22 protein-coding genes are annotated in these 23,816 nt (G+C 43.1%); 5 read left to right on the top strand and 17 right to left on the bottom strand.

Going from position 1 to position 23,816, the window contains the following annotated elements:
* Nucleotide 1: 1 nt before the first annotated feature.
* From AC23P2_RS12690 to AC23P2_RS12665, 6 genes are all read right to left on the bottom strand, one after another.
* Nucleotides 2–481, bottom strand: a complete 480-nt coding sequence (locus AC23P2_RS12690; RefSeq protein WP_487773542.1) for a hypothetical protein — start codon at nt 479–481, stop codon at nt 2–4.
* 36 nt (nt 482–517) lie between these two features.
* Nucleotides 518–1,207, bottom strand: a complete 690-nt coding sequence (locus AC23P2_RS12685) for a TapB family protein (protein ID WP_487773541.1) — start codon at nt 1,205–1,207, stop codon at nt 518–520.
* A 15-nt stretch (nt 1,208–1,222) separates the two neighbouring features.
* On the bottom strand, nt 1,223–1,975 hold the full coding sequence (locus tag AC23P2_RS12680; RefSeq protein ID WP_487773540.1) for a hypothetical protein: 753 nt from the start codon (nt 1,973–1,975) through the stop codon (nt 1,223–1,225).
* Nucleotides 1,976–1,979: 4 nt separating this feature from the next.
* Nucleotides 1,980–2,243: a hypothetical protein gene (locus tag AC23P2_RS12675; protein WP_487773539.1), complete on the bottom strand. Its 264-nt coding sequence runs from the start codon at nt 2,241–2,243 to the stop codon at nt 1,980–1,982.
* A gap of 32 nt (nt 2,244–2,275) precedes the next feature.
* Nucleotides 2,276–3,139, bottom strand: coding sequence for a hypothetical protein (locus AC23P2_RS12670; RefSeq protein ID WP_487773538.1), 864 nt, complete (start codon nt 3,137–3,139; stop codon nt 2,276–2,278).
* A 71-nt stretch (nt 3,140–3,210) separates the two neighbouring features.
* Nucleotides 3,211–4,605, bottom strand: a complete 1,395-nt coding sequence (locus tag AC23P2_RS12665; protein ID WP_487773537.1) for an OmpA family protein — start codon at nt 4,603–4,605, stop codon at nt 3,211–3,213.
* A 253-nt stretch (nt 4,606–4,858) separates the two neighbouring features.
* On the opposite strand from AC23P2_RS12665, the gene AC23P2_RS12660 reads away from it, so the two are divergent.
* On the top strand, nt 4,859–6,826 hold the full coding sequence (locus AC23P2_RS12660) for a histidine kinase (protein WP_487773536.1): 1,968 nt from the start codon (nt 4,859–4,861) through the stop codon (nt 6,824–6,826).
* 12 nt (nt 6,827–6,838) lie between these two features.
* Entirely contained in the window at nt 6,839–7,594 is a 756-nt protein-coding gene (locus AC23P2_RS12655) for a LytR/AlgR family response regulator transcription factor (protein ID WP_487773535.1), read from the top strand.
* A gap of 21 nt (nt 7,595–7,615) precedes the next feature.
* Here the strand turns inward: AC23P2_RS12655 and AC23P2_RS12650 are convergent, their stop codons facing one another.
* Nucleotides 7,616–8,176 carry a Uma2 family endonuclease gene (locus AC23P2_RS12650; protein ID WP_487773534.1) on the bottom strand — a complete coding sequence of 187 codons (561 nt, stop codon included), beginning with the start codon at nt 8,174–8,176 and terminating at the stop codon, nt 7,616–7,618.
* Nucleotides 8,177–8,269: 93 nt separating this feature from the next.
* Between AC23P2_RS12650 and guaA the strand changes: the two genes are divergently transcribed.
* Nucleotides 8,270–9,796: a glutamine-hydrolyzing GMP synthase gene (guaA, locus tag AC23P2_RS12645; protein WP_487773533.1), complete on the top strand. Its 1,527-nt coding sequence runs from the start codon at nt 8,270–8,272 to the stop codon at nt 9,794–9,796.
* 91 nt (nt 9,797–9,887) lie between these two features.
* Nucleotides 9,888–11,318 (top strand): hypothetical protein, encoded by a 1,431-nt coding sequence (locus AC23P2_RS12640; RefSeq protein ID WP_487773532.1) that lies wholly within the window; start codon nt 9,888–9,890, stop codon nt 11,316–11,318.
* Nucleotides 11,319–11,479: 161 nt separating this feature from the next.
* Here the strand turns inward: AC23P2_RS12640 and AC23P2_RS12635 are convergent, their stop codons facing one another.
* The 10 genes from AC23P2_RS12635 to AC23P2_RS12590 all read right to left on the bottom strand — a co-directional run bounded on the left by AC23P2_RS12635 (nt 11,480) and on the right by AC23P2_RS12590 (nt 22,900).
* On the bottom strand, nt 11,480–12,862 hold the full coding sequence (locus AC23P2_RS12635; RefSeq protein ID WP_487773531.1) for an L-serine ammonia-lyase: 1,383 nt from the start codon (nt 12,860–12,862) through the stop codon (nt 11,480–11,482).
* 109 nt (nt 12,863–12,971) lie between these two features.
* Nucleotides 12,972–13,427, bottom strand: a complete 456-nt coding sequence (locus AC23P2_RS12630) for a transposase family protein (protein ID WP_084332128.1) — start codon at nt 13,425–13,427, stop codon at nt 12,972–12,974.
* 68 nt (nt 13,428–13,495) lie between these two features.
* Nucleotides 13,496–14,479, bottom strand: coding sequence for a helix-turn-helix domain-containing protein (locus AC23P2_RS12625; RefSeq protein ID WP_487773530.1), 984 nt, complete (start codon nt 14,477–14,479; stop codon nt 13,496–13,498).
* 119 nt (nt 14,480–14,598) lie between these two features.
* Complete coding sequence (locus AC23P2_RS12620; protein ID WP_487773529.1) at nt 14,599–15,687, bottom strand: helix-turn-helix domain-containing protein; 1,089 nt, start codon at nt 15,685–15,687, stop codon at nt 14,599–14,601.
* A 204-nt stretch (nt 15,688–15,891) separates the two neighbouring features.
* Entirely contained in the window at nt 15,892–16,722 is an 831-nt protein-coding gene (locus tag AC23P2_RS12615; RefSeq protein WP_487773528.1) for a carboxypeptidase-like regulatory domain-containing protein, read from the bottom strand.
* A gap of 46 nt (nt 16,723–16,768) precedes the next feature.
* Nucleotides 16,769–17,782 carry a S41 family peptidase gene (locus tag AC23P2_RS12610; RefSeq protein ID WP_487773527.1) on the bottom strand — a complete coding sequence of 338 codons (1,014 nt, stop codon included), beginning with the start codon at nt 17,780–17,782 and terminating at the stop codon, nt 16,769–16,771.
* 9 nt (nt 17,783–17,791) lie between these two features.
* Nucleotides 17,792–19,138, bottom strand: coding sequence for a hypothetical protein (locus AC23P2_RS12605; protein ID WP_487773526.1), 1,347 nt, complete (start codon nt 19,136–19,138; stop codon nt 17,792–17,794).
* 89 nt (nt 19,139–19,227) lie between these two features.
* Nucleotides 19,228–19,875, bottom strand: coding sequence for a response regulator (locus AC23P2_RS12600; protein WP_472488088.1), 648 nt, complete (start codon nt 19,873–19,875; stop codon nt 19,228–19,230).
* A complete protein-coding gene (locus AC23P2_RS12595) occupies nt 19,865–21,697 on the bottom strand; it encodes a sensor histidine kinase (protein WP_487773525.1) in 1,833 nt (610 codons plus the stop codon). Before AC23P2_RS12595 ends, AC23P2_RS12600 begins: the two co-directional genes overlap by 11 nt.
* Nucleotides 21,698–21,733: 36 nt before the next feature.
* Nucleotides 21,734–22,900: a serine hydrolase domain-containing protein gene (locus AC23P2_RS12590; protein ID WP_487773524.1), complete on the bottom strand. Its 1,167-nt coding sequence runs from the start codon at nt 22,898–22,900 to the stop codon at nt 21,734–21,736.
* Nucleotides 22,901–23,103: 203 nt separating this feature from the next.
* Between AC23P2_RS12590 and AC23P2_RS12585 the strand changes: the two genes are divergently transcribed.
* A complete protein-coding gene (locus AC23P2_RS12585) occupies nt 23,104–23,706 on the top strand; it encodes a TetR/AcrR family transcriptional regulator (RefSeq protein ID WP_487773523.1) in 603 nt (200 codons plus the stop codon).
* The last annotated feature ends 110 nt before the right edge of the window (nt 23,707–23,816 follow it).

The following is a 23,816-nucleotide window of genomic DNA, read 5'->3' as shown; positions in this document are numbered from 1 at the left end:
ATTATAAATTAATCACAAACGTACCCGACTGTATCTCGGCGTTGGCATTGACAAAATCACTCACTTGGGCGTCAAATGTTCCTTCTATTTTTTTATTTGTAAAAGTGGTAAATCGTACTTTTCCACTTTTAGCAAACAAGGGACTATTTTGCCTTTTATAAAGTAGATTAGCATTTTTGTTGGTTTCATTGGCGGGAATCTCAAACAAATAATCCACCCCAGTTTGGATGTCTTTGCCCACCATCTGAATCGAAATTTCGTTGGCATCATCTATTTTTCCTACAATCGTCAGCAGACCGCCAACCACAGCCACTCCGCCGCTTGCGGTATTGGCTTTCCAACTTTTACCATCGACGGTTGCCGTAAAGGCATTCGTACCCGATGGCGTTGGATCATTTTTATCAGAAGTAGTTGATTTACAGGCACTAAATAAAGCCACAATCGCCAAAAGCGAGAGCATAATCAAGGAATTTGTTTTCATAATGAATGGTTGTTAGATAACGTTTCGTCTTCGATATTACTTTTCCAACTTAGTGAGCATCATAGAGGATTGTTTTTTGCCTTTTTCGTCAAATTGCTCCTGTTTTACCACCCCAACTCCCTTCGCTAAGTACTCAGTGCAGATCATCGACTTACTTCCGAGGAGCTTCATTTTGGTATTCATAGCGTACGTAATTTTCAGACAGTCAAACTTTCCAGCGGGTGTTTCCACGGTTTCAAGGCTTTCTACTTTTCGATTGGCAATTGTTGCACTGATACTCATTAGGTTCATACCGCTTGCCAGTGTGGAAGTAATATTTATGGCCGCATCGGGGAGCTTATCCCCTACTTTCATGCCTGCAGGATACACCATTTTATCGCCGTCAATATTTACTTTTATATCGGCAGCCTTTGGAATCATATCACTGCTGATATTGCGCACATCTGTGATATAATCGCCTTTATTGCATTTGCCAGAAGCTTGCCCTTTTGCCAAAAGTCGTCCTTTGGTATCAAATGTTTGAGAGTCTAACACTAGCAACATACCGCCATTGACAGGCTTCATATCTACTACTTCCGTTTTCACGGTAGCAACGGGCTTGTCTTTTTTGTCATAACTAACCATTTCAATTTTCATCCCTTTCGAGAGTTTGAAATATTCCGAACACTCTTGAGCTAGAAGCTGATATGAGCAAAAGAAAATAAGTAAGAAAAGGATTTTTTTCATTGGACAAACGTTTTTTTATTTACACTTAGCAAGCACTTCGGCGGCCAGTTTTTTGGCTAACTCGATGTTTTCATCATCATTATTGCTCACTTCTACACTCACTTGAAAAGTGATTTTACCGACCAAGACCGTGAGTTCTTTTTCTTTGATACGCCAAGAGGCCGCATCGCCTACCCCAGTGATGTCCTTAAACGTGATGTCGTCGCCCGACAAGTCTTTGGCCATATTGGTAGCAGTTTCGGTGGTTTTGGCATCATAACCTTTTTCTTTCATCGACTCGCCTGCTTTTTTGAAAGCAGCTTCTTTTTCAGCGGCGGTCGTATTTCGATAAAAAGCCTTAAAGCTCTCCAGTGGAGTGGGTTTTCCCATGATTGTAAACAAGTCACTTCCTACCCATCTGAGTCCTATTCGATTCGACGAAGGATATTCCACTTCTCGGCCCGCTATTTTCATTTTACGAACCCTATCACTATCCCAAGTGTATTCGTAGGTGTCTTTGTCGTGCTTTTTTGCCTCAGCACGGTAGCTATACTTTTGCTTTGCCTGCGCAGGAACGTTGTAATGTTTTTTAATGACATTAAGCGGAAGGAGCTGGTCGAGCGTCCCTTTATCAGCGTGTGATTTGAGGCAATCAGCATTTCCAGCAGTAGCAATGGCCTCAGTTTTTGGCGCTTCACTGGCACTTTTTTCAGTATTGTTAGCCGTCGTATTGTTGCAGGCTGTCATGGCAAAAGCCACCATAACAGGCAGAATGATTGTTTTTTTCATGGCTTTAGTCGCAATCAATGTCTTTGATTTGATCTTCATATACTTTGCGCTGGGCAGCTGTATAAACGCTACACGACTGAATAATGTCGGTCAACGATTTTTTGACAGCTTCACATTTTGCTTTGTTATTGATGTCTTGCGACCAAGCTGTGATTACTTTTTCATATTCAGCCGAAGCTTTTTCGCAGGTAGTACCCGTTGGGTCTAAAGCCCCTTTTTTACAGGACAGCACTGCCAACAAACAGAAGAAAACAATGAGTTTTTTCATAAAATTTTAAGTTGTGTTAGTATAGAAATGGTTTATCGGTGCTGGTAAGTCACGACAAAGCTGTGAAACTTGAGGGTCTCGCCCGTCCAGTTTCCAACCGACGAGATATTGACATAATAGGAGTTATTCTGGTTGTCCACCGTTTCTGTCACCGATGCGGTCACGCTTCCTATCGAGGCCACATTCGTAGAGGTCTGGGCCGAGGCGATGGTCGTAAACACGTTGGTCGTGTGCGTGTTTTTATTAAATACAAAAGAGATATTAGAGGCCGAATTGTCCCAAACGTACATTCTCACGTTGGTAATCACCACGCCATCGGGGAGGTTTAGTGGCAAATACATGGTTTTACCCGAAGTAGTCGAATTAAACCACGCATAGCCACTCCCCTTGCGAAGTTGGTCGTCCCAATCTTGCGCCTGAACGCTGCTAAAATTGTAACTTTGGTAGTAATTTGACGTATTGGAAACCCTCAAAATACCATCTTTATCCGCAAAAACAGGCCGCCGTTCGCTGTCAGTTGTTTGGTTAAAATCCAATTCTCTGGAACGGATTGTCCCGATACCATTGGTACCCTCGACGTCCAGTGCGGCTTTGGCTTTACCAAATTCTCCCACAAAGAAGCGCCCAAATTCAAAATGAGCGGCTGAAATATCGTCAAGTTGAAACTCTAAGCCTTGGTATCCCCAAATTTTCAGCAATTTATCTTTCCCATACATCCCTCCAACAAACGTGTTGTTTTTGGTAAAAAGTGGTAACATGATAAAACTCTGATCACTTTGTAGGGTCAAAGGCACGGAGCTTTTTCCACGAATGACGACCGAATCCGTAAGGCTATTTTGTAAAAACGTGCTATTGGAAGGACTAATGACCACACTTTGAGCATGTATTTTCTGCATTCCCAAAGCGAGTAATATACCCCAGCAGGCAGACTGAATTTTAAAGAGATTTTTCATTAACATTCAGCCTGTTACAGTTTGACAAACTCCACGCGGCGGTTGTTTGCTTTTCCTTCAGCAGTTGTGTTTGGCGCTACGGGCTGCGCCTCACCTTTGCCGTCGGTTTCCATGCGCGATGCCTCAATGCCAAATTCACTTTGAAGGGCATTTTTCACCGATGCTGCTCGGCGTTTCGACAAGTCTAAGTTTTTGGCATCTTCGCCGTCGGAATCGGTATGCCCAATGATGCGGACTTTGACGGTGGCGTTTTCTTTTAGTACCGTTCCTAATTCTTTTAAAACACCGTACGATTCGGGCTTGATTTTGTCAGAATTGACGTCAAACAATATCCCCGTCGTGCTAAATTTACCTTCAGTAATGAGCTTGGAACGGGTATCAGGCGCACCTACTGCCACGCGTAGGTTGCTCAAATACACTGTACCTTCAAAAATACTGGTCGCAAAAAGCATTGAGTACTTGAGGGAAGCGTCAAAGGCTTTGGGTAAGTCCCAAATCTTAGTTTCGTTTACGTAAATGCGCAAACGGGTTTTCTGTTTCCAGATCGACACGCGGTTGGCCACATTGGTTTTCCAAGTCAAGCGATTGGTATTTTCTACAATTTTCTCACTGTTTTTGTCGAATACCCAAACACTGCTACTGCTGCTTTCTTCGCTGGCAGTAGGGTGAATATCAATCCCTGCTTGGGCTGATGAGTTAAAATTTTGGTCGAAGGTCAGTTTTCGTTCATTTAACACGGGGAAGAAAACCTTCAGACCCGACATATTGACGCTCAAGTCTTCGGAAGCCAGCATGTCAAACTCCATCGTAAAGTTTTCGGGGAGTTCTTTCACAAACTCAGGGTAATAAATGCCGCTTTTGGCAAACTGCAAAAATTTCGTCCCTTCCATCGTTACTACTTCCCCACTGGCATTGGTATTCCATTTGGCGGGAAAGTCGCCTACGGCATCTTGCGAAAAATCTTCAGTAGCGACTATTTTTTCACCTGGCACAAAATCAAATTTAGAGTACGCCTTCATCGCCAGCCCCCCTGCCCCCGATGGGGGAGTTTGTTTAGAGGTTTTTTGAACGCCTTTTTCTGATTGTTCGTCAGATTGAGTATCTTTTGCATCGCCGCTATCTTCTTGCTGCTGCTCGTCGTTGCCTTTTGAGGTCTTTCCTTTGGTTTTTTGGTCTTTTTCTCCTTTGTTTTTCTTTTTGAAGATGTTACCAATCCCCTCTTCAACTTTATCGAGACCTTTATTAATACCTTGGTCAATGCGGCTATTTACTCGTCCTTCTACACTCCGTTCAGCTGTTTTTTTTGGGTCTTCCACACGAATTTGCGCCGTGGCCGAAACCGCCAGCATCATACCCAAGAAAATGCTCAGGCTTATTCCTCGAACTTTGAAAACTACGTTGATTACCATAGTGTGTACGTGTTTGAATAGAAATCTGATGAGCCCAAAGTTGGGCAATCTCCTTTATACCCTTTCGCTTCATTTCATACACCACGTTTTTCGCTTTATCAAACCGCCATTTCAATCAATAATTTCCGTTTTCAAAGCCCATTGATTCAGACCGAGGCTTAATCAACTCAAATCCTACCTATATAGAGTAATAAAAGGAGATTGGAGAAAATTTGTCTTTCTTTGAAGGTATCAATTGATTCGCTCTGCCACTATGTATCGTCGGTTCGTATTTTGGGTGTTGTTTGTTATGGGCTTGCCACTTTGGGGCAAATCCGACACCCTCTATGTCAGCCACATCGCTGACCGTACGATGCTGTATGACATCGCTTACTGCACGACCAGTTCGCTCAACAGCGGCAAAGATTCTCTTCAACTTTTGCTACAACAGCCTCAACGTTGGCAACGGCTTACGGCTCAAACACCTACCTTTGCCCAACGCTCGCATTGGCTTCGCTTTTTTTTGACCAACGATACCGACACCACGCAGACGTTTTACGTTTATCTCACCAATGCCAACCAACGGGTGACGCTTTTTTATGCCCAACACGAGCAGTGGCATTCTACCACAAGCGGCTCCATGATACGCACCTCAGCGTGGGCTGTACCTTATTCGGACACCTATGTTTTGTTCAATATTCCTGCTCGTACCACATTTACGGTCGTGAGCCGCATCGCCCATGAACAGGCAGCACTGCCTTTTTGGACTGACTTTACTACACCCAAACCCTCGTGGGGGCTACAACTCCAAAAGCCCGAATACCATGCCGAACGCGTCCTCAACGAATACCGCCGCAATATGCCCGAGTTTCAGTACCGAAGCTGGATCCAAGGCGCACTGGCACTGGTTACGCTTTTTTTAGCCTTGCTTTATTATCAATACCGCCACCGAATTTATGCCTATTACGGCGCTTACGTCTTGTGCAGCTTTATTTTTTCTCTGCTCAAAACGCGCGCTTACACCCCGCTAGGTCAGTCGCTTGGCGAGTGGCCGTTGCTCAAAACCCACCTAATGGAATCGCTCTTATGGTGGGGAATTGGGGCATATCTTTTTTTTATGACAGAGCTACTTGACTTGTCCAAAAATCACCCCACTATGAAAAAGTGGTTTTTGAGACTGGCTTTTGTCTTAAAAGGCTACGGCGTATTATACTTGGTGGTGATGCTCCTCACCAACGACCTTGGTTTTCAGCAAATTTCGTTTTGGGGTGGGCGCTTTGTGGCTTTCCCCATTTATATCCTTACCCTTTTTTGGATAAGGCGGAGTGTTCGTTCGCCCATGGTTCCATACGTCATTTGGGCCAATGTCGTTTTAGGATTTTTTGGTTTATTGGCTTGGTTGCGGGCGGGGCGCGTTATTTTAGAAGGAATTAAACTACCCGCCAGTGTCGATGATTTGTTGACGCTTTCGTTTGCTGTAGTCATGGAAATCTTGGTACTTTCGTTGGCTATTGCACACCGTTTTCGTTTAAATGAAAAAGAAAAAACTGAAAGTCAACGCGCTTATTTTCAAGAACTTCAAACCAAGGCTGCCAACGAAAAACGCATTGCTGAAACCGAAATGCTAGCTTTACGGTCACAGATGAATCCACATTTTTTGTTTAATAGCCTCAATTCGTTGGAGTACCTGATTGTGGCCAACGACGAACAAAAAGCCACTCAATACCTTTCTAAATTTTCTAAATTACTTAGGATGATTTTGTCGCACTCGCGGGAAGAAGCCATTTCACTCGAAGAAGAATTGAATGCCCTCAGTTATTATTTAGAAATTGAGGCCACCCGCTTGGGAGAAGATTTTACATATCGTTTAGAAATTGCCTCCAGCATCGACACATCGTCGGTGATGATTCCGCCGTTGTTGTTACAACCGTTTGTTGAAAATGCCATTTGGCACGGGCTCATGCCCAGCGATGAACCCGAGAAAAAATTGGCGATTCGGATTACCCAAAAAAGCGAACAACGGCTTGAGTTTGAAATTGAAGACAACGGTATTGGTCTAAAAAAAGCGACCGAAATCCGAAACCGTTCTACGATGCGTCGGAAGTCGCACGGGATGGAAATCACCCAACGCCGCATTGAGTTATTTAACCGAAATTACCCCAACCAACTCGCCATCGAAGTAGTTGATTTGAAGAAAAATACACACACTGGAACGTTGGTGAAGATTGGGTATAATTTATAATTAATGTCAACCATGATACGCGCCATTCTCATTGACGACGAAAAACCCGCAACGGAATTGTTGGAGCTAAAACTCAAACGACTCAACATGGGCGTGCAGGTCATCGCCAAATTTAACCAACCTGAAGCCGCCGTGGAGTTTATTCGGATGACACCGTTTGACGTGCTCTTTCTCGACATTGAAATGCCCCGCCTCAATGGCTTCGACTTACTCGCGCAGTTTGCTGATTTCCATTTTGATGTGATTTTTACGACGGCTTACGACCAATACGCCATTCGGGCTTTTCGGGTCAGTGCGTTGAGTTATTTATTAAAGCCCATTGAAGAACACGACTTGCGTGAAGCCTTGGGACGTTGGCAGCAAAAACGCATCAAACAACTTCAACCACCTCAAATACAGCTTTTTCACGAACACTCAGCGCCCAAACAAGCGCCGCAAAAAATAGCCCTCCCGACCAACGAAGGCCACGAAATCATCGAGATTGCCAACATCATTCGTTGCATGGCCGATGCCAGTTACACGCATTTTTACATGAACGATGGCCAAAAAGTGATGATTTGTCGGACATTGAAAGAGGTGGAACAGGCATTGGAAGCCAATAGTTTTGTACGGGTTCACCAATCGCACCTCATCAATCCTCAGTTTTTAAAGAAAATTGTCAAACAAGAAGGCGGCTACTTACTTATGAGCGATGGCGCGCAGGTACCCGTAACCAAACAAAAACGAGATTGGCTCGTGGAGCAATTTCATAGCTTGAGCCGTGGTTAGGTATTTTGGGGAAGTGGAAGCCTAAAATACCTTTTCAAATACTTCTTTTAACGCTACTGAGCAAGCCACTGAGTGAAAGATAACCTCCTTATCTAAGCCATGAATGGTTTCAATAGTCCATTCGCCTGCATCGTTTTTGCGAAAAACCTCTATCTGAGGCAATTCTGTAGAAACTACCACGTATTCTTTCAAGGTCTCAATAGTCCGATAAGCAATAAATTTGTCGGTTTTATCAAAAACAGCGGTAGAAGGCGAAGCCACTTCTATGACCAAAATAGGGTTCGTCAAGTTATCATTTTCTAAGGTCTGTGCCTCGCCATCACTTACGACAATATCTGGATAAAAATAGCTACCATTTTGAGGGTTAAATACCCGCATGTCGCTACCCAAAATCTCAAATTTGGACGAGCGCAAATAATTTCCAACCAATAAAAATAAATTTTTAACAATTCGATTGTGTTCTAAAGTAGCACCAGCCATTTCGATAAGTGTATTAAAAAGATATTCGTGCCGCGTTGTGCTTGCTCGTTCCAAAGCAAGGTACTCAGCAGAGGATAATGGTATTGAAGTGGTAACAGGCATTTGTAGTACATTTTTAACGAAATTACAAAGAAATATGCTCTCATAGGGCAATTTATTAGGTTTTTTTTACCTTTGCACCTTAGAAACACGTCTATGACCGAACAGATCCTAATTCTTGATTTTGGTTCGCAATATACCCAACTCATCGCTCGACGCGTCCGCGAACTAAACATTTACTGTGAAATTCACCCCTTCAACAAAATCCCCGAAATTACGCCTGCTATCAAAGGAGTCATTCTTTCTGGTAGTCCCTGCTCCGTGCGCGACGTCGATTCGCCGCGCGTTGATTTGGATTTATTTCGGAATAAGCTACCGTTGTTGGGCGTTTGCTACGGTGCCCAGCTTATGGCGCATACCCTTGGAGGCGAAGTAAATGCCTCTAAGCACCGCGAATACGGCCGTGCCATTCTCAACCATCCCGAGCATTCACTTTTGTTGGATTCGGTATCACCCACGACCCAAGTTTGGATGTCGCACGGAGATACTATTACCAAAATACCCGATAATTTTGAATTGATTGGCTCCACCGATTCGGTAAAAGTAGCTGCTTTCAAACTTACGGGCGAACAAACCTACGGCATTCAGTTTCACCCAGAAGTAACGCACTCTACAGAAGGTAAAACGATTTTGAAAAATTTCGTGGTGGACATCTGTGGATGTACGCAAAACTGGACGTCTGAGTCGTTTGTAGAAAGCACCATCCGTGACCTCAAAGAAAAACTTGGCGACGATAAAGTTGTGATGGCTTTGTCGGGCGGGGTTGACTCTACGGTGGCAGCGTCTCTGGTTCACCATGCCATCGGCAAAAACCTCTACTGTATTTTTGTTGATAATGGGCTGTTGCGCAAAGACGAGTTTGAAAGTGTCTTGCACTCCTACCAAGACATGGGGCTCAACATCAAGGGGGTTAACTCGAAAGACCATTTTTACGGTCTGCTAGAAGGTTTGACCGACCCTGAAGCCAAGCGCAAAGCGATTGGGAAAGCATTCATTGATATTTTTGACCAAGAAGCCCACCTCATCGAAGATGTAAAATGGCTTGGTCAAGGAACGATTTACCCCGACGTGATTGAGTCGGTTTCGGTCAAAGGCCCTTCGGCAACCATCAAGTCGCACCACAACGTGGGTGGTCTGCCCGATTTTATGAAACTTAAAATCGTGGAGCCACTCAATACGCTCTTCAAAGACGAGGTTCGTAACGTTGGGCGTACTCTCGGAATCTCCGACAACATTCTCAAGCGCCACCCATTCCCTGGCCCTGGTCTTGCGATTCGTATTTTAGGTGATATTACTCCCGAAAAGGTAGCCATTTTGCAAGAAGTCGATGCCATCTTTATCAATGGTCTCAAAACGCGCGGCCTTTACGACCAAGTTTGGCAAGCAGGCGCCATGCTCCTACCCGTACAAAGCGTGGGTGTCATGGGCGACGAACGTACCTACGAGCGCGTGGTAGCGCTTCGGGCCGTTACGTCAGTCGATGGTATGACCGCCGACTGGGCACACTTACCGTACGATTTCTTGGCAGATATTTCCAACGAAATCATCAACCGTGTCAAAGGCGTTAACCGCGTTGTTTACGATATTTCGTCAAAACCACCCGCAACGATTGAGTGGGAATAAAGTATGAAGTCCACGGTCGATGGTCGATAGTCCATGGTTTTAAACTATAGACTATCGTCCATCTACTATCGACCATCTACTATCGACTCCAATGTTAAGTTTCTTTCGCGTTAATGCTCCTTATCAAATCTTGAGTTTCATCGTTGTGTTGATGATACTACAAGTTCCTTTGTACATCAGTTCGCCCGATTTGCTGATTCCAGAACTACAATGGATGCTTGTCGGCGAAAAAATGTCACAAGGGTTTATGCTTTATCGCGATGTGTGGGACAATTTGAGCCCGTTGTCGGCAGCAGTTTATTGGGGAATGGATGAACTCTTTGGCCGCTCTCCCTTGGCACATCGAACGGTTGCCAATGTCCTCATTCTTTTTCAGGCAGTCTATTTCAATTACATTTCCAGCGAACGGCAGCTTTTTACCGAACGCAACTACGTTCCAGGAGTTCTCTACGTTTTATTCTTAAACGTCTCTTTCGATTGCAGTACGTTGTCGCCTGCCCTGATGGGTACGACCTTTATTTTGCTGGCTTTTGGCACGCTCATCCGCCAAATGCAGCGCGAAGGGGTCACCGACGAGGTTTTTGAAATGGGCTTTTACCTGAGTGTAGCTACCCTATTTTATTTGCCCATGGGGCTTTTTGCACTTTGGACATTTGCTTCCATGCTTTTATATACGGGCGCTACTTTTCGTCGGCATACCTTGGCATTTTTTGGATATATTTTCCCTTTAGCACTTATATTGCTCTTCTACTTTTTTCGTAATGCACTGGATGATTTAAGCCAGAATTTACTTACTTCGGCTTTTCGGACGCGGCGCTATAATTTCAACGATTTTGTTGGTGTGCTTGGCGTGTTGGGAGGGGTATTTTTGATAGCTGGCTTGGGCTTTTTTCAAACATTAAGCTACCCTCGTTTCATCAACTATCAAACGCGTATTCACCAAATCATGATGTTGTGGACAATCACTGCCGTGATTTCGATTGGCTTAATGCCCTTTATCGCTCCGATGCAGTTTTGTGTGTTTATACCGCCCTTGGTCATGTTTTCGGTCAACTTTTTTATGCTCATGAAACGTCGCTGGATGGCAGAAGTTCTTTTTTTGGGTCTTTTTGTCATACTATTTTTCTTTCGCTATCAGTCAACATTTCTTGATAACGCATTCAGTATCAACGAATCTACACGTTTGGAAAATCTAAAAATTCAGCCGTCATTGTTGCCTGAACAAATTCGTCAGCAAAAGATTTTGGTGATTGGTGAAGATGAGGGCGAATACAAAGATAATTTTCCTGCAACGGCGTACCTCAACTGGGAGCTTGCCCGCTACGATTTTGATAACTTAGACAGCTACGAAAGCGTTATTAGCATTTTTGATAATTTCCAAGCCGACCCACCCACCTACGTCATCGACAAAGAAAAGCTTTTGCCCGTTTTATTCAAACGCCTTCCTGAGTTGGGCGAGTTGTACCAACCCACCCAATGGAAAGGAATCTATCAACGCAAATCGGCGAATTCGGCAAAATAAAACGCAATTAAACTCACCTTATTCGCGGCAACGTCAGGTTGTGAGCAACCTGACGCACGGCGTAAGCAACCTGACGCACGGCAATTGTGCCTGAGGTTACTCATAACCTCAGTATGCGCCCACATTCGCAGAAACGTCAGGTTGTGAGCAACCTGACGCACCTAGCATTCCGTCATACTCAGAGCCAAGCCAGCTTCAGAGGTTTCTTTGTATTTTTTGGACATGTCACGCCCCGTAGCACGCATGACTTTAATGACGCTATCAAACGAAATTTTTTGCATTTCGGGGTCAATCGTCATGGCCAGCAAATAGGCATTGTAGGCTTTGGCAGCGCCCATCGCATTGCGCTCAATACACGGAATTTGCACATAACCACCAATGGGGTCACAAGTCATTCCAAGGTGGTGCTCAATGCCAATCTCTGCTGCTGCTTCGACCTGACCCATTGTTCCGCCGTAGGCATACATCAGCATCGCCGCTCCCATGGCCGATGCCGTCCCGATTTCACCCATGCAGCCCATTTCAGCTCCCGAAATACTGGCATTGTGTTTGACCAAAAAACCAATAGCCGCCGCCGCCAGCATCCCTTCTCGCATCTTTTGAGGCGAGTAATGAAAATGGTTCTTCATCAAATACGTCAACCCTGGAAATACCCCAGATGCCCCCGAAGTCGGCGCCGTCACGACAATACTTCCAGCGGCATTTTCTTCCGAAGCCGCCAAACAATAGGCGTTTAAAAACATCAAAAAGCTATCGGTTGTGGCGGCATGGAGTTTGGCTTTTTCGTATAATAAAGCTGCTTTCCGCTGCAAGCGAATACTGCCAGGCAACAGCCCTTTGGCCCGAATTCCGCGTTTGACAGCCTTGTGCATAAACTCTAAAATCTGGTCGATTTTCCTTATTATTTCTTTTTCTGATACCCCCGTAATGGCCTGTTCGTTTTGAATCATCAACTGCGCCAGCGTCAGTTGGTGTGTTTTCAAATGTTTTTTTAATTCATCCATCGTACTGTAGGGGTACTTGGGCTCGCCTTGTGATGCTCCTTCGGGCAATTGCCCTTTTTGTTGGATAAATCCCCCTCCTACCGAGTAATATTCCCCTTCCAACAACACCTCTCCTTCCGCGCTACACAACCGCAAAATCATGGTATTTGGGTGCGGGAAATTGGCTTTACCTTTATGATAAACAATACTCTGCGCCGAAATAGGTACTTCTACACCTTGAAAAGTAACGTAGTAAAGTTCGGATTCTTTTTTCATCAAGTCACTCAGACTTTTGGGGTCGCAGGTGTGCGGTTGCCAGCCCAAAAGCCCTCCTACAATGGCTCGGTCGGTACCGTGGCCTTTGCCCGTGGCGCTTAGGGAGCCGTACAAATGGATTTCGAGCGAGGTAGCACGCTCCGCCATTTTGGTGGGGAGCAAGGCGAGGTCTTGTAAAAAACGATACGCAGCTTTCATTGGGCCAATGGTATGTGAGCTCGACGGCCCAGGGCCCACTTTAAATAAATCGAACAGCGAGGTGGTGATGGTATTTTTGGAAGACATATAGTAGTTTGTAAAATGAAGTGCGAGATTGTTGCCAAAAATACAAGAAAAAACGCGAACAAATCAGCTAGATTCGTTCGCGTTTTAAAGTATTAGATGCCTTATTTTTCTACTCTTCCATTCCTTCTTCGTAGGTACTTGTGCGTGAAAATATAGCATCTCTTAGTTTTTTTTGCTTCCATTTAGGAATAATGTTCGGGTTTTTGAAAATCACTTGCAACAATAATTTTTGCGTAATCGTCAAATATCGGCTTACTTTTGGTTGGTCCATCCCAAAGGTTTCGGCCAATTCCTCTTGTAAAACACCTCCTTTGAGGTACGTCAACACGAACAAAAGTGCATCTCTCGAATCACTAAAAATGCTGTTTTTACGGACAGAAATTTGCTTTCTTTGGCGCTGCTGCCCCGTAAATGTGAAAAAATAGAAATACAATTGCCATTCTTCGCGAAAAGCATAATACAAAGCCAAAAACTCTTCGTTTTTAAGCCCCGTTAGTCTCCTAAGACCTTGTTCATCGGCCTCAAGCTCGTTGTAGCGCCTTACTGGCATAAAGTTCATTGTCATGATGATGTAAAATTGAGAATGGGTGTGTTTAATTAACTTTTGAAAATGGGTTGATTATGAAATATAGGTTAGCTTGCGTTTCGTAGCATCGTTGACGGGTTGACCATAAACCTTTTTTTGAAAGCCTTGTCAAAATTGGCCGTACTGGTATAGCCCAACTGCGACGCTATTTCTGAAATTGTCCACTTTTTTTCCAACAATTGATTTTTTGCTTCGTCTAGTTTCAGGTTCAAGTAGTACTCATACGGGGATGCACCAAAACGAATCTTGAAACATTTCTTGAATTTTGAGACACTCATACCCGCCTCTTTTGCCAAGAAATCAATGGAGGGCAAAATCATGTTTAGTCCAAAAAATTGGGCTTCAATAGCCTCAATTTTCTGTAAATCTTGCCCATTCAACTGGCAGACAACCGACTTTTTTCCTTTCAACTGCGAACTTAAATCCGCAATTAACTGCAAACACTTTGCCTGCAACATCAATTTCCAGTTGAATGCCCCTACGTGTTCAACCAAATCGTCAATCCAATCGGGATAGCTACTAATGCACAAAAAACTCGCCGATTCTGACCTCAATAACTCCCGTAACTTAACTTCATCAGGTTCAACCGACTCGTTAATCCCCAGTTGCTCACACAGCCAATCTCTGTGTAAGTTTACCGACAGTACAGTAGTTTGTTGGTTAGCTTCTAGCTCCAAATCGACTATCATACTTGAACTAAAAAACACGCCAGAGGTATATGATTCAAATAACCTTACTTCTCCTGATTCGTTTCTTAATTCCAACTTGTGTTTTCGAGACGACTTGATTAATTGGAGTGTCCAATACTCATTTGTCCCAAAATTCTCCTTACAAAAACCCAGTGGTTGCTGAGTCACCAACTTTCCAACAAACGGAACGAAGTTTTTGTTATAAGGCACCGTGTTGACCCTTAAAAAAGAGTCTTCATAACGCATTGTAAATGTTGTCGCAGTTTCGGGAGTTGTACCTAACTGCCTCGCGAGATCATCCAGCCATTTTTCGGATGGTTGGATGTTAAAATTAATTTTCATTTTAGTACATACTTATGGCGTGTGAAACAAATGTGCTTTAGGGCATAAATTTTCGGCCAAAGGTCGGGTAAAGCATGTAGTACAAATGAACATACAAATGCGCAACAAACACTCTAAAATTATAATTCTGAAGTAGATTTTATGGAATCTTTGAATTTTTTGGGAGAAAGACCCGTGTTTCTTTTGAAAACTGTGTAGAACGACGACTCCGAATTAAAGCCTGAGTCAATCGCAATGGCAAACATAGTAGCTGTTTCGTTGCCAGGTTCTAACAACAACTGCTTGGCACGGTTGATGCGATATACATTTAGAAGTTCATTAAAATTAAGCTCCCATTCGCGGTTAATGATGTAGGATAAGTGGTGCGGATTCATGCCAATTTCTTTGGCAAATTCGCTAAGGGACAACTTAACATTTAGATATAATTCTTTGGTTTCAAGGGCTTCTTTTACGCGCTGTACGTATTCTTCTCTCAACTCTGGCGCTAATTCTTTTTTCGGACTAAGGGTATTGGTCGCACTTGCAATGCGAACGGCGTGTAAGCGCTCGTCTTTAACTTTAATCGGCAGCGAGACTGCAGGAACGCCCGCTTGAAACCATTCCATTGTCACGGCCAAAATAGTCAGTGCGCTGATTAAACCTACCACAGTTAAAGAGACATATTGGGGTACAACAAAAAAGACCTCAACTCCCATGATTAAAATACATGTCAATATACCACCAATCAACCCTTGGATACTATAAAAAAGTTTGTCTTTGGTAGCTATTTCGTAATGTTGAAATACCAAAGTCTCAAGGTATATGGCCGTACCGACGTTAAACAGAAAAGCACCTCCGAGTGCCGTAAAGAAGAACGTGCTTTGGTAAAAATTATCCTGTTGAACCATTCCAGCAGCATACATGTAAGAAAACGCCTTCACATACAAGCCCGCTGGCACCAGCAACCACTTGGCCGAAAACGCTTCTGTATGCCCCAAAGCCGTCCGAACCGACTGTACAAGGGCCACAGGAATCAATAATAACAGCGTTTCGGGAATCCAGCGCATAAAGCCCTTCATCATACCGATTGGGAGCAATGAAAACGCTTGGTGAATGCCTAAAATCACAAAAATAGCCCCTAAATAGTAAGGGTAGCTGTCTTTTTTAAAGCGAAAGCAAAGCACACTCGCCCACAAGCACAGTCCGATATTAATGATGATTGCTCCCATTACGATTGCTACATTTAGCTATTTTGGATATAAAAAAAAACGACTTTACAATGTTTATATTCCAAAATAAACACATTTTAATCAAATTTTCATGTTTTAATTTCATTTTTTGACTTGTTAGGCTATTCATTTCGGTATTATTCAAAAAATAAAGCCCTCCAAGCGGAAGGCTCTTTCTGAGTTTATTATCGACACTCTACTTATCTATTTACTCATCAGATAAAAATAGTATTCATTGGGGGAGATTAAGCCATTTTCATAAGACCCCGAGCCTCCTTCAGACTTAAAGTAATACTCCGCACTGGCCAAAAACTCATCCGAACTCCCGCTTGCGACATGAACCGTTTTCTTGACTCCGTTTTTAAGGCTTGAAATCGTGATTTTATATTTTGTAGCGGGAATATCATTTAGATAATACGCCTGGCCAACCCCTGAGGCGATGGTAAATTTACGCTCAATGGTTTTTCCCACCGCCGATGTTCCGTCAAGGTATTTTGCTTCTGCGACGGGGGTAAACAAGACCGAAACTTCAGTTCCTGCGGGCATCTCATCGGTAAAGGCGTTGTAATTGATAAATTTTATGGTACCGCCAAAATATCCCGTACCGTTTTCTTTGCTTGCAACCCTGTCAGGAATCCGTCCACTCAATTTCCAAACAAAATCTTTCGTTGTACCGCTTGCGGGGACATTAAACGCGTCATAATCGCTTTCATTGGCCATTCCCAATCTGATTTGATAGACTTGATCTTCAAACACCGATTCTTTCCAAGCGTATATTTTGTACCCTCCAATAGCGCTTACCGTCACACTGTACTTGCCCGCCTCGTTGGTAGTGGCTGTATAATGTATATTGTTTCCATTGGGGTTTTCGACTCTAATCCTTGCTCCTCTTATTGGATTGCCAACGGCATCCTTCACCGTACCGCTAATCGTGTAAGGTTGTGCATTGTCGGGATTCATAGGGGTAACCTCGCAGGACATGAGCAATAAACCTGCGAAGAAAAAAAAGAATGCTGTTAATCTTGACGTTGTCATGGTATATCAATGTTTTAAAGTTTTGTAAATACGGTTGAGCGATTGTTCATTGCCTCAACCAGTCTATGGCTGTTTTTACTATTTCATCCTGCGTCACCGCTTGGAAAGCCTCTTGACCGTGGATACGTATCTCGGGTTGGATAGTCTCTGGAAAGGCGGCTTTTGACGCATCGGCAATACGAGCCGTCGAAACAAGAAAATAAGTCTTGTTGTCGTTGAAAACAAATCCATTGGTAGCATTCGCTAGGCCAGCGGTAGGCTCCCCAATAAGTAGAGTGTTGGTGCGTTTGCTAAAAACGGCGGCGGTTATTTCACCCGAACTAGCCGTGCCTGGCCCTATCAACACGGCTACTTTGGCAGCTGGAAATTGGGCAATCTTGTCTTTGATTGTCGCCTGTACTTGACCATCAATCAAAAAATCACCGTTTTTAATTGATGCTTCGTCACTAGATTCTCCATTTTTACCAATATAGTAGCTGATGACGCCCTCCCTAAAAAACGGAGCCAAACCTGCCAGCATAGGCCGAATATTCCCTCCGCTGTTTAGACGGAGGTCTATAATCCATCCTTTGGGGTGTTGTTTGTGAAGTTTTACAACTTCCTCATACAACCAGTTGGCATACCAGTCAATCTGCTTTTGCCCCTTTGCACCCATATAGGGTACTACAAAATAGGCAAACCCATCAATCATTCGGGGGGCAATCTGCGGGCCGCGCTTCCATGCTGCTTTGAGTGAATCCGAATACCTTTCCAGCAGTGCTGTATTCTCTAGCCTAAACGACTTATCCTCATGGTAAAAAGCCGCGTGCATGTCCCCGAGTGATGTAAAAACTACTTTCAGCGCTTCAAAGGCTTCGGCCTTTGTTTTGGCCCTTGCTCGAACCTCTGCTTTTTTTTCCTCCCAATTGACACGATGAGCATACAAGGCGTTGTTTTTCAGTACAGTCAGACAGGTATCAAGGTACCTTTGAACCGAATCAGACATCTGAGCTTTTGCTGAGTATGTAAAAGTAGTTAGTAGTAATACCGTCGTCATCAAACGGTTGTATTTGCTTCGCATACCGCCTGATTAAATGGTCTTTTTAAATCTAAATTTGCCAGAAAGATTTTTACTTGAAGGTTTTTCGCAATACCCATGCCCAAAAAGTGTGACAGTAAACTCCCCCTCAAAATACTCTCCTTTTCTGTTTGGAACCGCTTTCATGTTTAGAGCTCCAGGTGAGAAATAGAGTTCGGTATCTTTACTTCCACAGTCTTTGGGGCGCATTACCATCATGCCACCTTTTCCCTCACTTTGTGTCAACTCAATGACCGCAGCCCCTGGCGTACCGTGAAGATTGTATTGAAACCCTCCCACGCTTCCGTCATAGGTATATAAAGAAAGATTATAACCATTAGGAAATTTAGCGACAAGCTGCGAACCAACTAGCTGTATAAATTCGCCCGAAAAATCAAGCGCTGACATTTCACTCCCGTTTTCGCTTATTATAAAATACCCATCTGGATTAATAACCACGGGCTGTCTTATCTGCATTTGCTGCACGATATTTCCGAGGTTATCTTTCCCAAGATTGCCATTGATGGTGACGTTGATATAAACGCGTTCCACCTTATCTACTTTTGCGGGAGCTTCATAAACAATAGAGCCCTCCCCTGCATTAACAATCAATTTGCCTATTTTGGGACTATAATCCCAGACTGTTTTCTTAATTACGTTGCCATAATTTACCTCTGGAAGCTGTATCTGACTGTATTCCCCTTCAAAGTTATCTTGAGGAGTTGCTTTCAATTCGATGGCGATTTCCTCTCCCTGCACAAGGCTTATTTCGCCGTTCAGGAGTTTGTTTTCTGAGTACAAATCATATTGCGAATAAAAAGTCCAATCGCTGAAGTGCGACGTTTGTACCGTCAATGTTTTATCTTGACGATTTCCTTTGGTTTTATTTGCCCAATAAAAATTCCCCTCTTTATCTTGGTAGGCCAAAAACAACATATCGGGATTGGCCCCCTCCATTGAGATTTTATCGTAATGATAGATGAGGGTTACAGGCTTTTTGAAGTCCACATTCTCAGGCAGCAACCTGAAAGACTTGCTTCTCGATTTGAGAACATTTTCAACTTCTTGTACGCTAAAAGTCGTAGCGGCATCGACAGCACCAGCGGGAACCTCCATCGTTATGGTTCCATCTTTGCTGGTCAGCGTGCCTCCCTCTTTACCTATCTGTGCCGTGGCAATTTCACCAATAGGTTGACCATGTGGCAACTGCAACGGAGGGCTAGGTGTGTCTGGGTTTCGAGTTTGGATGTTGTTTCTCTCACAGGAAAAACAAAGCAGCAGTATGCCTAAAGCACTGAATGAAAGGGAGAAAGCGCGCCATACACTGGGCTTTCGGGGAGTTGTTTTCATGGATTTCATACCTATTTTTTTTTGTACAAAATTATGCCCATTGCCACTCAGCAGCAATGGGCATATCCCCTCAAATGTATAGGTAGTAATGCTTATAATTAGGCACTTATGTGCTCAATAGCAAAGCGAAGTAGGCTATTTTTACCGCTAAGGTCTAATTTTTTGGCAATATTCATTCGGTGGTTGGAAACCGTTTTTTCACTGATAAACAACTCTTCGGCTATTTCTTTGGTGGACTTATACTGAGCCACTTTTTCCAAGATATTCATTTCGGAGGGAGTGAGTGATTCTAGTCGGAAAGAGACATCGTTTCGATTGCGGTTTTTGTGTTTCAACAAAAACGACGACATTTCTGGACTGATATACGACTGGTAACGATTGACGGCTGCGATGGCATTGATGATGTCCACCACGGCGTTTTCTTTCAACACATAGCCCGACACCCCTATTTCTAGTGCCTTCAAAAAACCATCCCTTGCTTTGTGCATAGTAAGCAAAATAATAGCTACCCCAGGTTTTTTGGCCAGAATCTGTTCAGCTACTTGCAATCCATTAGCCCCAGGCATATCTATATCTAAGATAGCCATATCAATGTCATAAATTAGTGCCAAACGAATCGCCTCCGTACCATTGTCTGCTTTACAAACCACCTCTAAGTGCGATTTGTCTTCAATCACTTCTTGCAAACCTTTTAAAAAAATCGGGTGGTCGTCCGCTATCAGTATTTTAATTTTTTCATTGTCCATACGTCGTATCAGTTAACAGAGGAATGACAAATTCAAACAGTGTACCTTTAGGCTGGTGGGTAGTCACGGTCATCTTTCCCTCCAAAATTTGTAAGCGTTCTTTTATCCCTTTCAATCCGAAGCCTGCGTGGTTGAGTTGATGATTAAAACCAACCCCATCATCGCTAATAATGATTTTAACTTGGTCACTTTCACGTTTTATGTGTACATATACTTGAGCCGCCGCCGCATGTTTCACAATGTTGTTGACACACTCTTGTATAATTCTGTAAATATTAATCTGCGCGTTATTATCAAAAAGCTGATCAACATTGTCTAAATGAATTTGATAGTCTATCTGCGCAGCGTCAAGGGTCTCTTCAACCAAACTTTTGATAGAACTACTCAGCCCCAGTAAATCAAGCTGGTAAGGTCTCAATCCGTACGAAATATCCCGAACTTCCTGTATTGCCTCAGCGACATTTTGCGATAACGCCTCCCCCGACAAGTGAATAGAAGCCGCTGCCCCTGGCTGCGCCGCTCGTAATATTTTATTCTTAATCAGGATTAGCTTTTGCCCTAGTCCATCGTGCAGTTCAGAAGCGATTCTTTTTCGTTCAGCTTCCTGCATACTGATCAGTTCCCGAGCAAAACGAGTGGTTTGGCGGTAGGCTTCTTCCTGCAAACGCTCCTTTTCTTTTTTGTAAAAATTGAATTTATCAGCAAGCGCAAAAGAAAGAATGACGGCCTCTATGGCTGCGCCAATGAAAAGGGCAGAGTCTGTCCAGTAGCTTTCTTCCAACCAACCTTTCATTTTCAATTCAAACACCACACTCATCAGTACCAACGCACCAAAACCAATGATGTAGAAAATGGCGGGTGCAAAACCCTTACTATACACCCAAATACCCGCAATAAGCCAATAAATAAAGAGGATAAAGATAAAAATAGCTGCCAAAAGGATGGCCAATCGGTAGCCCTCAAACGCATAAAATACCAGCGGTAGGAGGCAGAGCACAATCAGAGGCCAGCGGATTTTATGAATGAAAGGAGCGTACGTTTGGGTTTGTAAGAACGAGTTGGTGAACAAAATACTAAAGAAGGAAATAACGGGAAGTATCGTGGTTGTATTCAACACATCAAGCCAAGGCAAAAACAATTGTACATGGCCTGCTACTAAGTTGGTGTGTAAAATAGCGGTAGATATATACCCAATGTAATAGAGATAGACTTTCTCGCGCAAAGAAAAATAAACAAACAAGTTGTACAACAACAAAGCAACCGCGACGGCCGTAAAAAAGCCATCTCCGTAGGAAATGCGGATATTGTCTTCGTACAACTTCTGCATTGTGTTCAAACTCATGGAAGTCCGAATGAGCGTTTTACTGGTAGCCCGCACGTAAATTTTCAATTTTTCGCCAGAAGCCACGGAAATTGGAAAAACGAGGTTATTTGAAAACACGGGCCTCGACCGAAAATCGTCATCGCCACTTAGCTTTAATGCCCGAAAAGTGCCCGTTTTATGTTGCTGATAGACGGTCAGATGGTGCATAAACCCTCCCTTGATTTCAAGGTACCAATCGTCGGTCCGACTTTGGTTTACCACGTCAAATTTATACCATATCGCTTCCGAAAAATTCCCAAGAAAATCAGGAACTTTGTCTTTAGACTTCACAAACGCTACTTTTTCAACCTGTCCAACCGTGAAAGAAGCATCAGGATCTTCGAGGTAAGAAGGGTAAGAGATGGTATATTTTTGAATGGTATCCGACAACGTAATCACCTGCGCAACAAGGCGCAGGCTACTTACCAGAAACAATATAAATAAGGCGGACACTCTCATAGTTTCAAATATAACAAGTATTGTACCTGAGAGCGATTAATTGGCCAGTTTAGTGGCAATTTCTTCCATCATCGCCGCAATGTTTTCCAACACAGGTCCTCCGAGTTCAGCGCCCGCATTGACGCCAATAAAGAAGCTAACGTCTGTTTTGGGATTGTAGAGTAAGAGCGTCCTTCCCCCAAAACTACTACCAGCATACCCATACATTTTGGAGCCATTTTTTTCGTAAAACTCTAATCCTAAACCATATACATCCGCACTGGTATCGCCTGTATATTCTTTTTTCATTTCTGTGAAATAGGGTGCATTAAGTAGTTTACCATGCGAGAGACCATGGATGAAATCCACAAAATCTTTGGGTGTTGCAAAAATGCTATTGGATCCTGATTCGTTGCGAAATTGCACGTAAGACAAATCCGTAAAGTCGATTAGCCTACCCGCCCCTTCGACATCGGCATACAAACGTGGTGTATCTATTAGCAGGTTTGTAGGCAATTCTTTATAGAAAGTATCCGAAAGTTCAAGTGGATTATAAATGTATTTAAGAAAGGATATTTCGTGCCTCTGATTGGTGATGTGGTCGATAATGAGCGACAAAATAAGGTAGTTGGTGTTGGAATAATAAACATCGGTTCCTGGCTCAAAAAAGCGTCTCTTACCTGCCTCCAAGTAATCGCTCACCTCGTAGGTGCGGGCGGGATTTTCCACGTAACCATCCACATACTCAGCATTATGCCAATAATCTTCAATTCCAGAACTGTGATTCAGCAGCATTCGGATGGTTATTTTGTTAGCATCAGGAATTTTGGAGAGCAAATTGGCTGGTAAGCAAGTATTGATTTTTTGATCAAGCGAAATTTGCCCAAGTTCAGCGAGCTTTAAAATAACGGTGGCTGTGTACATTTTAGTGATGCTGTAGCCAGGCCATACTAGGCACGGTCTCATTGACTTCTTTGAATCTTTGTTGAGCATCCCACTGTTGTACTGCCAATATTTATCCCCTTTACGTGCCAGAAATGTAATCCCTGGGAGTTGTTCGGAGGTATAAGAATCAATAATGGCTTTCACAGCCGAAGCAGGAATAATTCCCTCATTAATTGCATTTTCTCCGAGACATGTCGTAGTCGGATTAGGATCTACATTGTCTTTTTTGCAACCAGTCAAAAGTAGAACTGGTAAGATAATCATCAAATAACGTTTCATAGTTTGTATTGCTGTAAAAATTATGAATGCAAAATTACTTGATGCCAAAACCCTAAAACATAGGCAGAAATAGTCAATTTTATAGGTAGTACTGCCCAAATAGCCGACAGCAGCTACTGGTTTTACTTTAAATCCATGGTCAAAATAAATTTTTACGCAAAAAATACCGTTCGGTATTTTTTGCGTATTATATTTGCATCATTATGAATGAGACACTATCCAAAGCAGAGAGAACTAGGCAATTTATTATTGAAAAAACGGCCCCTATTTTTAATGAAAAAGGATACGCTGGGACATCCATCAATGACCTTATCCAAGCGACAGGATTAACGAAGGGTAGCATTTATGGCAATTTTGAAAATAAAGACGAGGTTGCGCTAGCGGTTTTTGATTATAACCATACTAAAGTCAATGAATACATCAAAGAGAAATTAATGGCAACCGACAATTCCATCGAACGATTACTTGTTTATCCAGCTGTATATCGTAATTATTTAAAAATACCTTTTTTACGACCTGGTTGCCCCATTTTGAATACGGCAACCGAAGCAGACGACACTCATCCCCTTTTGAAAGAAAAAGTTACCAATGCTCTTTCTTTTTGGAAAGTATCGGTAGAAAATCAGGTCAAACGAGGAATAGCCCGAGGGGAAATAAAACCAGATACCGACCCTGCTGAAGTTGCCGTTATTCTAATATCGTTGATCGAAGGGGCATTCATGCAAGCCAAAGTAACTGGTAGCTTAACCGAACTTAAGATTGCGATGAATTTTCTGGAAAAAATAATCGTGAATTTGAAGCATTAATTTTTTTAACCAAAAATATACCGTTCGGTATATTTTGTGTTTTATTTTTCTAGTAAAGTTCCTGATACCTACTAACAGCCATCCATTATTAATCAAACGAGTGTATTCAC

The organism is Runella sp. R0.1_18, assembly GCF_057652155.1.
This window is presented reverse-complemented; position numbering and strand designations above follow the sequence as displayed.